At 50.6% G+C, this 11,928-nt stretch carries 12 protein-coding genes; 10 read left to right on the forward strand and 2 right to left on the reverse strand.

Going from position 1 to position 11,928, the window contains the following annotated elements; genetic code table 11:
• The first annotated feature begins 117 nt into the window (after positions 1–117).
• Entirely contained in the window at positions 118–1,002 is an 885-nt protein-coding gene (locus tag E4L36_RS13910; RefSeq protein WP_206064561.1) for a LysR family transcriptional regulator, read from the forward strand.
• Here E4L36_RS13910 and E4L36_RS13915 read toward each other — a convergent pair.
• The gene (locus E4L36_RS13915) at positions 999–1,484 is read right to left on the reverse strand and encodes a CreA family protein (RefSeq protein WP_136681100.1); all 486 of its coding nucleotides are present in this window, start codon (positions 1,482–1,484) and stop codon (positions 999–1,001) included. The two genes, E4L36_RS13910 and E4L36_RS13915, sit on opposite strands and share 4 nt — an antisense overlap.
• Before the next feature lie 94 nt (positions 1,485–1,578).
• On the opposite strand from E4L36_RS13915, the gene E4L36_RS13920 reads away from it, so the two are divergent.
• From E4L36_RS13920 to E4L36_RS13935, 4 genes are read left to right on the forward strand one after another with little or no spacing between them, the layout of a single operon-like run.
• Complete coding sequence (locus E4L36_RS13920; RefSeq protein ID WP_169051548.1) at positions 1,579–2,136, forward strand: TIGR00730 family Rossman fold protein; 558 nt, start codon at positions 1,579–1,581, stop codon at positions 2,134–2,136.
• Between the two features lie 6 nt (positions 2,137–2,142).
• On the forward strand, positions 2,143–3,072 hold the full coding sequence (locus E4L36_RS13925; protein WP_136681102.1) for an AEC family transporter: 930 nt from the start codon (positions 2,143–2,145) through the stop codon (positions 3,070–3,072).
• A gap of 37 nt (positions 3,073–3,109) precedes the next feature.
• Complete coding sequence (locus tag E4L36_RS13930) at positions 3,110–4,021, forward strand: alpha/beta hydrolase (RefSeq protein WP_136681103.1); 912 nt, start codon at positions 3,110–3,112, stop codon at positions 4,019–4,021.
• Positions 4,018–5,184 carry an AAA family ATPase gene (locus E4L36_RS13935; protein WP_136681104.1) on the forward strand — a complete coding sequence of 389 codons (1,167 nt, stop codon included), beginning with the start codon at positions 4,018–4,020 and terminating at the stop codon, positions 5,182–5,184. The genes E4L36_RS13930 and E4L36_RS13935 overlap by 4 nt, the downstream gene beginning before the upstream one ends.
• Here the strand turns inward: E4L36_RS13935 and E4L36_RS13940 are convergent, their stop codons facing one another.
• Positions 5,185–6,108, reverse strand: a complete 924-nt coding sequence (locus tag E4L36_RS13940) for an AraC family transcriptional regulator (RefSeq protein ID WP_136681105.1) — start codon at positions 6,106–6,108, stop codon at positions 5,185–5,187.
• A gap of 180 nt (positions 6,109–6,288) precedes the next feature.
• Here E4L36_RS13940 and E4L36_RS13945 point away from each other — a divergent pair, with 180 nt between their 5' ends.
• The 5 genes from E4L36_RS13945 to mmsB all read left to right on the forward strand — a co-directional run bounded on the left by E4L36_RS13945 (position 6,289) and on the right by mmsB (position 11,906).
• Positions 6,289–7,782 carry a CoA-acylating methylmalonate-semialdehyde dehydrogenase gene (locus tag E4L36_RS13945; RefSeq protein ID WP_127693933.1) on the forward strand — a complete coding sequence of 498 codons (1,494 nt, stop codon included), beginning with the start codon at positions 6,289–6,291 and terminating at the stop codon, positions 7,780–7,782.
• A gap of 128 nt (positions 7,783–7,910) precedes the next feature.
• A complete protein-coding gene (locus tag E4L36_RS13950; protein WP_136681106.1) occupies positions 7,911–9,068 on the forward strand; it encodes an acyl-CoA dehydrogenase family protein in 1,158 nt (385 codons plus the stop codon).
• An 18-nt stretch (positions 9,069–9,086) separates the two neighbouring features.
• Positions 9,087–9,863: an enoyl-CoA hydratase gene (locus tag E4L36_RS13955; protein ID WP_136681107.1), complete on the forward strand. Its 777-nt coding sequence runs from the start codon at positions 9,087–9,089 to the stop codon at positions 9,861–9,863.
• Positions 9,864–9,878: 15 nt separating this feature from the next.
• Positions 9,879–10,979, forward strand: a complete 1,101-nt coding sequence (locus tag E4L36_RS13960) for an enoyl-CoA hydratase/isomerase family protein (protein ID WP_136681108.1) — start codon at positions 9,879–9,881, stop codon at positions 10,977–10,979.
• 36 nt (positions 10,980–11,015) lie between these two features.
• Positions 11,016–11,906: a 3-hydroxyisobutyrate dehydrogenase gene (mmsB, locus tag E4L36_RS13965; protein WP_136681109.1), complete on the forward strand. Its 891-nt coding sequence runs from the start codon at positions 11,016–11,018 to the stop codon at positions 11,904–11,906.
• Positions 11,907–11,928: the final 22 nt, after the last annotated feature.

Consider the following 11,928-nt stretch of genomic DNA (forward strand, 5'->3'; position numbering starts at 1 on the left):
TATCAGCCAAAAATTTCAGAGCGCTCTAAATTTGGGCTGTGATGTTGTTTGAGTAGTTTTATACAACGGTTTATATTTATCCAATGAAATTATTCAAACAAATAATAAATTTTTTTAATGAATATAACCGTTAAACAACTGCGAGCATTTGTAGCCGTTGCGAAAACACGCAGCTTTACTGAAGCCTGCGACCAGCTGCACCTCTCTCAACCGGCGCTTAGTGTTGCAATCAAAAATTTAGAGGACGCCTTGGGTGGGCAGTTGTTGGCGCGTACGACACGCACATTAGCGTTAACGCCCGAAGGAGAGGCCTTCTATCCGACGGCGCAGCGCCTTCTGGCTGACTTAGATGAAGCGTACGAGGAGATGCACAACCGCTTCTCGCTCTTTCGTGGAAAAATCGCGATTGCCAGTATGCCGTCGTTTGCGTCGAATCAGTTGCCTGCGGCACTGAAAATCTTTCGGGAGCGCTTTCCTGCAATTAACGTGATGGTCCACGATGTCATCGCCGAGGATGTTGTTGATATGGTGCGCACCGGGCGAGTCGAGGTGGGAGTGACCTTTGACCCTGACGATGCAGGTGATCTGAACTTTCATCCGCTGTTTGATGATCGATTTATTGCAGTGATCCCAATGAACCACCCCTTAAGTGCGCAATCAGTGGTGCGCTGGCCAGATTTGCTAGAGGATGATTTTATTATCTTGCAGCGGCCATCGAGTGTGCGTCTGTTGGTAGAAAGCAAATTAGAGTCGCAAGGGATGACCTTAAACCCGCAGTATGAAACCCATCAGCTTGCGACGATTGGGCGTATGGTTGCGACCGGTTTAGGGGTGAGTGTCGTTCCTTCCCTCTGCTTACGGCAGATGGAGGAGCTTGGTGCTCTCTGCCGCCCGTTGGAGGCGCCGATCGTCAATCGGCGCGTTGGTATCCTCACGCGCAGGCGCTATCCACTTTCTACCGGCGCGCGTGAACTGGTTGATGTGTTGGCTCATGCGTTTTAACTGCTAGGGCTTGGCTCATCTAGTTGTTGCCATACTGGGTTACCCCATAACGGCACCGTAGACAATGAATGCTTATGGCTACCGTTAACCTCTTTGGTGGAGTAGCTCACGTAGATGAGCGTTTTGTTTTTCGCATCAAAGATTCGGCGCACCTTGAGTGACTTAAAGAGAATACTTTTTGATGCTTTAAAGATCACTTCACCGCCTTTGCTGCGATCAATCTGGTCGATCATCGCTTTGGTGATTGGCCCGGTTTGGCGGCAAGCAATGGACATATCAGAAGGATCAGCGAAGTCTAGGTTTGCTTCGACATGGGCGATATGACAACTCACCCCTGATATGTCTGGGTCTTGCACGATCTCGAGCTTGATATCTTTAGTGGTGAACACGCCCAAGCTCACTTCGCCTACCTCCGTGTCAGAGCAGCCAGAGAGCGTGAGTGCAGCAGAGATAAGTAGTGAACCAGCGGTGAGTTTTTTCATAGAGACCCCGAAAAGATTGTCGAAACTGTACCTAGCTCACATCTACCGATGTTTGCTAGGCTCGACGATCTTCTCATATTGGCGTGAATAAGTGATGAAAATAGCAGTATTTTGTGGCTCGAGCCCTGGCAAAAATAACCTTTACCGTGAAGCTGCAGACCAGCTTGGGCGCTTCCTCGCAGAGCAGGGCCACGTATTAGTATATGGCGGTGGGCGCACCGGTTTGATGGGGCAGGTTGCTGATAGCACTCTGGCTGCCGGCGGTGATGTGGTGGGTGTTATGCCTATTGCCTTGACCGAGAAAGAGATTCAACACCCTCACCTGAGTGAGCTACATATCGTTGCAGATATGCATGAGCGCAAGGCAAAAATGGCTCAGCTTGCCGATGCATTTATCGCCATGCCCGGTGGCGTGGGTACGATGGAGGAGATCTTCGAAGCGTGGACTTGGGCACAGCTTGGCTACCATCACAAACCATGCTGTTTTCTCAATGTGAATCACTACTACGATGGGTTGTTCACATTTATCGATACGATGATCAGCCAAGGCTTTATGCGCCCCGAGTACGGCGAGATGGCGCAGATTAGTGATGATCCGGCGCAGCTGTTAGCGATGATCGAAAGCTACACACCACCGAGTGATAAGTGGTAGAGAATCATGCCAGATAGCTTGCTTGCGGTGCTGCCGCTGTTCGTCGTGATCGCTGTGGGGTATATCGCTAAGCAGCGCGTATTTGATAGCCAGTTTTTGCCCGGTATCAACCAGTACGTCTATTTTATTGCTGTTCCGGCACTGCTTTTTCAGGCGGCTAGCCAGCAATCACTCGCTAGTTTGTTTAATCCTGCCGCTTGGGTTGCGTTTGTATTAGGTGCAGCTTTGACAGCCGCGGTCGCATTACTACCGCTTATGTTACGCGGCCATACGGAACGCGAGGGGCTGATTTTACGGGGTCTGAACAGCACTTTTGCCAACTATGCGTACATGGGTATTCCGCTCTCGTTTGCAGTACTTGGGGGTGCGGCTTACGGCGCAACGGTGAGTATTATCCTTGCCGGTAATATTTTGCTGATCGGCGGCGCGCAACTGCTGATAGAGGCAACACGGCAGTCTGGCTTAAACCTGTTGGCGGTTTGGCAGGTGATCGACCGTGCTATGCTCAGAAACCCTATCTTCCTCGCAACGGTTGCAGGGCTGGGCGTATCATATCAACAGTGGACACTGCCACAAGTGGCGTTAGATAGTCTTGCTCTTATCGCCCCTTCAGCGGTGCCTGTGGCACTGTTTTGTTTAGGAGCCAGCTTGCAGTTTAAGCGCACGGCGCTGCGCATAGGTGAGGCGATATGGTTGATTTTGATAAAACTCATCATACATCCTTTGCTAACGCTGCTAGCTTGTCGCTTGGTGGGCGTAAACGACCCGATATGGCAGATGACTATGGTACTGTTAACCGCATTGCCTACGGGTGCGTTGGCCCATGTGGTGGCTATGAAGTACCAAGTCTTCGAGAAAGAGACCTCCCAGTTGGTGGTATTCTCAACCGTTTTATCTTTGTTCAGCGTACCTATCTGGTTAGATGTATTGAGTTAGACGCATAGCTAGCATGTTGTAGAGGGAAGGAGAACCAATGCAAGCGATTACAGAGCAGTTAACCCAGTGGAGTCATGAGATTGAAACGGGTGAACTGAGAGGGTGGATGACACCCCATTGTGGCAATAACGGGCGTCCGGTGATCTTTTTTCTGCATGGAAATGGGTTGTCCAGCCTGACGTATTGGCCTTTTCTTGAGAAATTCCAAGACCAATATGATCTCTTTTTAGGCGCGGTGGCGGGTCACGGCGACAGTGATGCACCAAACCCAAAACAACCACCCAGCTGGAACAAGATGGCGGCGCAAGCGTGTGAAGCGTTGCAGGCGCACCGTGCATCATGGGCGAAAGACACCCCTGTTATTGCGATGGGGCATAGTTTCGGAGGTATCTGCATCACACTCATCAATGCACAGCAGCCCGGTATTTTTGATCAACTTGTACTGCTTGACCCCGTGGTGTTTCCAAAATCTACCATCGCTGCTGTTAGGCTGGCGAATATACTTGGGCTTAGTCATCACATTCCTCACGCTAAGAAAGCCTTGCAGCGCCGCAATAGCTGGGCTTCACGGCAGGAGGTACATCGTAGCCTCAAAGGGAGAGGTGTATTTAAGACGTGGCAGGATGATGCGTTGAACTGCTATATCGATCATGCTGTGCGCCCGGGGAGTGCGGGTACGTGGGAGTTGCGCTGCCCTCCATGGTTGGAAGCACGTATCTTCTCTAGCTCACCTAAAGGACTGTGGAGTGCAATTGGCAAGTTGCCGGCGCACACACAGATTGTACACGCAACGGACACCTTTCCATTTGTCCCCAAAGGCGTGGCTAAAGCTGAGCGTGCAAATCCCAATATTCGTGTTACGCAAATTGAGGGTGGCCACTGCTTTATGCAGGAGGATCCAGATAAAGCCCATAAGTTAGCTAAAACTCTATTGGCGTTCCCGCGATGATTACCGCGCTAGCGATCAATAACTATCGCTCGATACTCTCGTTAGAGTTGTCGCTCGGGGCGCTCAACGTAGTAACCGGAGCAAATGGGTCTGGGAAATCAAACCTCTATCGTGCGCTGAGGTTACTTGCCGAAACGGCGCAAGGTGGCGTTGTAAATGCACTTGCCAAAGAGGGTGGGCTGGCATCAACGTATTGGGCTGGCCCAGAGGTGATCTCTAAACGTATGAAAGAGGGTGCCGTGCCAGTGCAAGGCGGCCCGTTGCAGAATACGAAACGCTTAAAACTCGGCTTTGCGACCGATAGCTTTGGCTATGCCATATCCCTTGGCTTGCCGATTCCTAGCCAGTCGCTTTTTTCGCTGGATCCAGAGGTGAAACGCGAAGCGATCTGGAATGGCGAAGTGTACCGTCCAGCCAGTGCTTTAGTTGATCGAGAAGGGCCCCATGTTAAAGTGCGTGACTGCCGAAGGTGGCGCACGGTAACCAGTCATTTAAACAGCTTCTCTAGCATGTTTGATGAAATAGCAGATCCTGTGAATGCGCCAGAGGTGCTGCAGATGCGTGAGATTATTCGCGGTTGGCGCTTCTATGATCACTTCCGGACTGACCTTGATGCGCCTGCGCGTAAACCGCAACTAGGAACACGTACACCTGTTCTTAGCCACGATGGGCATGATCTAGCTGCAGCGATTCAGACCATTCGTGAAATCGGCGATGCGCAGGCACTGGATAAAGCGGTGAGTGATGCGTTTCCGGGAGCGCGTCTGCATATTGCCGCTCAAGAGGATGGTCGCTTCTCATTAGCTTTTCAGCAACATGGTTTATTGCGCCCACTCACAGGGATGGAGCTTTCGGATGGAACCTTGCGCTACCTCTTGCTAGTTGCTGCGCTGTTAACACCAAGGCCACCCTCGTTGATGGTACTTAATGAGCCCGAAACCAGTTTGCATCCTGATCTTTTACCATCGTTGGCGCGGCTGATTATATCGCTTGCTGAGCGTACCCAAGTTTGGGTGGTATCCCATGCGCCGCGTTTGATCAGTGCGCTCAATCAATCGCCGCTGTGTAACGGCATCACGCTAGACAAGCAGCTCAGCCAAACCGAAGTAGTGGGGCAAGGTATGTTCGATGCGCCGCCTTGGCGTTGGCCAGATAAAGGCTAGCTACTCCACCTTGTAAGATACAGCCCCGGTACGCATTCGGCGATATTGGGTGGGTGAGATCCCCATCACCTTTTTGAAAATACGCGAAAAATAGTAAGCATCGTCGTAACCAACCGCGAAGCTGACTTCGCCAATCGCGTTGTTGGTTGCGTCCAGCAGATAGCAGGCTTTCTCGATTTTTAGGTGAATAAAGTGATTGATCGGTGTTGTACCGGTCAGCTCTTTATACTTGGTTACAAAGTGAAACTTTGACAGATTTGCCGCAGCTGCCAGCGTATCTAGGTCGAGCTGTTCGTGAACGCGTGCTTGCATCAAGCTATGAATACGCTCTAAATCCAGAGAGTTTGCCGCCTCTTGTTGACGGGCAAGCGGCCTGATCTCTGCGATGAGCGTTAACAACTGCCTTAACAAGCTTGAGGCATGAATGAAGCCATTGAGGTCGTAGCTGGTTTGTCGACTGCCCAGCAACGCCTCAAACTCGCCAACCAGTCTTGAGTGCATGCCCAGTGGTGTGACATAGGAGGATGTGTTGTCTCCCGGACCTGCGCTGTTAGCAATATAGTCAATAAAGTCGTCGGCTCTTGGGCCTGCGAAGTGAATCCAATAGATTGTCCAAGGTTGTGAATGGTCGGCGTGATAAGCGTGGCTTTTGCCGCGCGGCAGCAGAATTAAGTCGCCCGCTTGAATGTGATATTCACTCTTTTCGACGGTTAACTTACCGGCACCATCTAAGCAATAGATCAATAGGTAGTCATCATGTGTGCGCCGCAACATAGTGTGGTTTCTAGCACTTTTGTAGTATCCGAAGCCCATGGGATATAGGTCTTGGCTGATCGGATGGTGACGTAATTGGTCAATGATTTTGCGTGGCACAACAAAACGAGAGCTCTCGGGCGGGAGTGGCCACTTAGATGGTTGGCTCATATCGTTAGACCTTTGTATTAGGGAATACCACTATTATATCGCAATATAGTCCAGTAATCTCACAATATTATCAATCCCGAGCACCTCGGGGCTGTGCTTAAATGACGTTAACGTAAACGTGCAAAGCTAAGCGCGATGCACAACCAGACAACAATAATATAACGGGGCAAGGTACAGATTATGACTCAACAAGTTCCTCTACTGATTAACGGTGAACTCGTCCAGAGTAAAACAGAGAACTGGATTCCAGTTACAAACCCAGCAACACAGGAAGTGATTGCGCAGGTGCCTTGCGCGACTGAGCAAGAAGTAGAACAGGCGATCGATGCAGCAAAAGCGGCATTCGAAACTTGGAAAGATATGCCAGTAGGTGAGCGTGCGCGTTTAATGCTGCGCTACCAAGCGATCTTGAAAGATCGCCAAGAAGATATCGCACGCCTGATTTCGCAAGAGGTGGGTAAGACTTTCGAAGATGCGAAAGGCGACGTATGGCGTGGTATCGAAGTTGTAGAGCACGCTTGTAATATCGCATCACTATCTATGGGTGAAACGGTTGAAAACGTAGCACGTAAGATCGATTGCTACAGCATCACTCAGCCACTCGGTGTATGTGTAGGTATCACACCGTTTAACTTCCCAGCGATGATCCCTTTGTGGATGTTCCCAATGGCGATCGCGTGCGGTAACACATTTGTTCTTAAGCCATCTGAGCAAGATCCACTAACTCCTATGTTGTTAGCTGAGTTGTTCAAAGAGGCGGGCGCCCCAGACGGCCTTCTGCAGGTTGTTCACGGTGGTAAAGAGGTGGTTGATCAGTTGCTGGTTCACAAAGACACACCAGCGATCTCTTTCGTAGGTTCTGTTGCTGTAGGTGAGCATATCTACCGTACTGGCACGGACAAAATGAAGCGCGTTCAGGCGTTTGCCGGTGCGAAGAACCACATGGTTGTCATGCCAGATGCGCAGAAGAACCAAGTTATCAATAACATCGCAGGTGCGTCTGTAGGTGCTGCGGGTCAGCGCTGCATGGCGATCTCTGTTGCGGTATTCGTTGGTGAATCTCGCGAGTGGATCCCAGAAGTACGTGATGCACTGGCAAAAGTACGCCCAGGTGCGTGGGATGATCCAGAAGCGGGCTACGGTCCACAAATCAATCCTCAGGCTAAGCAACGTATCTTGAACTTCATCCAAGAGGGTAAAGATGCGGGTGCTGAATGTATTCTTGATGGTTCTGAGTGTGTTGTAGATGGTTTCCCAGATGGTAACTGGGTTGGTCCAACGATGTTCCGTAACGTGACAACGGATATGTCGATCTACCAAGAGGAGATCTTCGGCCCTGTTCTGATCGCTATCGAAGTTGACACGATCGAAGAAGCGATCGAGATGATCAACAACAACCCATACGGTAACGGTACATCAATCTTTACGGCATCCGGTGCGGCTGCTCGTAAGTACCAGCACGAGATCAAAGTAGGTCAGGTCGGTATCAACGTACCGGTGCCTGTACCTCTACCAATGTTCTCATTCACTGGCTGGAGAAAGTCATTCTATGGTGATCAGCACGCTTACGGTAAGCAGGCTGTTAAGTTCTACACCGAAACGAAGACGATCACGGCGCGTTGGTTCGAAGATGATATCGATACTGGCGTAAACACTACGATTAACCTGAAGTAACACTAGGGTTTTATCGGACGGTACGAAGCAAAGTCTTGGGGGCCTTTTAGTGTTCTCAAGACTTTTCTGTATATAACAATAAGAAAAAGATGGTGTTGGCTCGATAACACCCTGAAAGGGAGAAACCGATGGATTTCGAACTGAATGAAGATCAGATCGCTTTTGCAGACATGGCAAAAGCCTTTGCTCAAAATGAGATGGAACCTCACGCCGCAGAGTGGGATGAGAAACAGATATTTCCAGTAGAGACCCTGCAAAAAGCAGGTGAACTCGGTTTTTGTGGACTCTACTCCCCAGAGGAAGCGGGTGGCTTAGGCCTTAGCCGCTTGGACTCGAGTATTATTTTTGAACAACTTGCGATGGGCTGTACCTCAACCACCGCATTTATCACGATCCACAACATGGCAACTTGGATGATCGCGGACTTCGCGAATGAAGCGACGCGTGATTTTTGGTGTCCTGATCTCACCTCGGGTCAAAAGTTGGCCTCCTATTGTTTAACTGAGCCAAACGCAGGCTCGGATGCAGCATCTCTGAAAACCACAGCACGTCGCGATGGCGATAATTATGTGCTCAACGGCAGCAAGATCTTCATCTCGGGTGCGGGTAGCACCGATGTGCTTGTGGTGATGGCACGGACTGGCGAGGATGGGCCGAAAGGTATCTCGGCTTTTGCAGTAGACGCCAAGCTTGATGGCATTGTTTACGGCCGAAAAGAGGACAAGATGGGCTGGAATAGCCAGCCGACTCGCATGATCACCTTCGAAGATGTGGTGATCCCGGCGAGCTGCTTAATGGGTAATGAGGGCGATGGTTTTAAGATCGCGATGAAAGGCCTTGATGGCGGCCGTATCAATATTGCGACCTGCTCTGTAGGCACAGCGCAAGCTGCGTTGAATCGTGCCAAAGAATATATGCACGAGCGTAAGCAGTTTGGTAAAGAACTTGCCCAGTTCCAAGCGCTGCAGTTTAAGTTGGCGGATATGGCGACTGAGTTGGTGGCCGCTCGCCAAATGATTCGTTTAGCAGCCAGCAAGTTGGATGCTAACCACCCAGACAAAACGACGTACTGTGCGATGGCGAAACGTTTTGCAACAGATGTGTGCTTCAACATCTGTGATGAAGCGCTACAGATCTTTGGTGGTAACGGCTACATCAAAGAGTATCCGATGGAGCGTTATGTCCGCGATAACCGTGTTCACCGGATCTTGGAAGGTACGAACGAGATTATGCGCGTTATCGTTGCGCGCCGACTACTGCTAGAAGACGCAGCGGATATTCTGTAACAGGTTTTGGAGAAGAAAATGACCGACAAATTGATCGTTGAAAAACAGGGTAACGTTGCTGTCATCACCATGAACAACCCCCCAGCAAATACCTGGACGGAAGAGAGCCTTAAAGGCTTGGTGCAAGTTGTAAAAGACTTAAATGCAGATCGTGATGTTTATAGCTTAGTGCTGAAAAGCGACAGCGAAAAATTCTTCTCTGCCGGCGCAGATTTGAACCTATTTGCTGATGGTGACCGTTCTGTGGCACGTGATATGGCACGCTACTTCGGCGAAGCATTCGAGACGTTATCTCAGTTCCGTGGGGTCTCTATCGCTGCCATCAATGGCTGGTCGATGGGCGGTGGTCTAGAAGTTGCCCTAGCGTGTGATATCCGTATCGCAGAAGAGCAAGCTCAGATGGCATTGCCTGAAGCGAAAGTCGGCTTGTTGCCATGTGCAGGTGGTACACAGAACCTGACCATGCTGGTGGGTGAAGGCTGGGCGAAGAAGATGATCCTGTGTGGTGAGCGCGTTAAAGCGCCGAAAGCACTGGAGATTGGCTTGGTCGAAGAGATGGTTGAGACCGGTAAGTCGGCTGAACGTGCTCTTGAACTGGCACAGCAAGTTGCAGAGCAGAGCCCAACAGCGGTCGCAGCTTGTAAACAACTGATTCAGTCTAACCGCACCCAACATTGGGATCAGGGTTATATCCTTGAGCGTGAGCTTTTCGTTGACCTGTTCCACAGTGAAGATCAAAAAGAGGGTGTGAATGCCTTCTTGCAAAAACGTGCGCCGCAATGGAAAAACCGCTAAGCAAGGAGCGAGATAATGAGTGCAGTACGCTTTACAGAGCACGCCACGCAAGATGGTAAAAAGATCGTAGAGATCTGCCTGAACGCGGAAAAGTCGCTAAATGCGTTAACGCTTGAGATGGTCGATTTTATCCAGCCAAAGCTGGATGCATGTAAAAACGATGACGATGTTGTCGCGATTGTCTTGGATGGTGCCGGTGAGAAAGCTTTTTGTGCCGGTGGTGATGTTGTTGGGCTTTACAAGTCGATGACAGGTGAAGGTGACAAAGATCTACCGGAAACCTTTTTTACCCGCGAGTACACATTAGATTACACGATCCACACCTACCCCAAGCCCATCATCTGTTGGGGTGCGGGCATCGTGATGGGTGGCGGCATGGGCCTAATGAGTGGTTGTAGTCACCGCGTTGTGACAGAAACCACCATGATGGCAATGCCTGAGGTGACCATTGGTTTATACCCTGATGTGGGCGGCACTTGGTTCCTCAACCGTACGCCTGGCCGTACAGGTCTGTTCTTAGGTTTGACGGGCGCTCGCATGAATGCGGCAGACGCCATCTTCTTGGGCATGGCTGACCGTAAGATTGCGGTAGAGCAGCGCGGTGCCATGTTTGAAGCGCTTCAAGCGGCTACATGGAATGGCAACAACTATTCGGTGGTTAGCGCGGTATTACGTCAGCTTGAGCGTCAATCCGCAGCCGCGTTTGAACAGGTGAGCTCGCCAGTTGCAGATCACTTTGATCAAATCCAAGCCCTAACGGACTACGACTCGGCTGCTGAGATCCACGCCGCGATCCAAAACTTGGAGACGGACGATAAATGGTTGCAAAAAGCTAAAGCTGCGATAGGTCATGGCAGCCCGTTGGCGGTACAGATGATCTATCGCCAGTTGCAGAATACGCTGCATATGTCGCTCAAAGAGGTCTTCCAGTCTGAGCTGGTATTGTCAGTGCAATGTTGCCGCCATCGCGAGTTCCCTGAGGGTGTACGCGCGTTGCTGGTTGATAAAGACGGTAAACCGCAATGGACCTTCAGCTCGGTTGATGATGTTGATCCGGCGTTTTTAGACGAACTCTTTGTATCTCCATGGGAAACTAATCCGTTAGCGTCGCTGTAACGGATCGAATTAATAACGATAAGAAAGGTAGAGAAAATGGCTACGATAGGATTTATTGGTTTAGGAAACATGGGCGGCCCAATGGCGATCAACTTGGTCAAGGGCGGCCATAGTGTTAAGGCGTTTGACCTTTCAGATGAAGCGATCCAGCGCGTTGTCAGCGAAGGCGGCAGTGCAGCGGCATCTGCGAAAGAAGCGGTGATGGATGCTGACTTTGTTGTTTCCATGCTACCGGCTGGCAAGCACGTGGAAGGCCTATTTGTCACAGGCGACGATCCACTATTTGAGTATGTTAAAGACGGTGCGTTGATCATCGACTCTTCCACGATTGATGCCGCTACGGCGCGTCAAGTTGCGGATGCGGCTCAAGCACGCGGTATCAGTTTTATTGATGCACCGGTATCCGGCGGCGTAGGTGGTGCTGTTGCGGGTACGCTGGCCTTCATGGTGGGTGCATCGGACGCTGAGTTTGCCAAAGCGAAACCGGTTCTTGACTGCATGGGTAAAAACATCTTTCACGCAGGTGCTCATGGTGCAGGCCAAGTGGCAAAGGCATGTAACAACATGCTGCTTGCGATCCTGATGACGGGTACGAGCGAAGCGCTGAATATGGGTATGAAGAACGGTTTGGATCCTGCCGTTCTGTCTGAAATCATGAAGCAGAGCTCTGGTAACAACTGGGCATTGCAGGTCTATAACCCAGTACCGGGCGTGATGGACGGTGTTCCATCGAGCAACGATTACCAAGGCGGCTTCCAAGTTGATCTGATGTTCAAAGATCTCGGACTTGCCATGGAGATGAGCCAGCAAAGTGCTTCTCCAGTCCCAATGGGATCGCAAGCACGTGCTTTGTTTAACCTTCACAAAGTCAATGGCAACGGCGGGCTGGACTTCTCCAGCGTTCTGAAGCTGTACCAAGATCAGTAAGCTGATCAATCGCGCCCTGTAA

It is taken from the genome of Neptunomonas sp. XY-337 (assembly GCF_004959845.1).
Classification (GTDB): domain Bacteria; phylum Pseudomonadota; class Gammaproteobacteria; order Pseudomonadales; family Balneatricaceae; genus Neptunomonas; species Neptunomonas marina.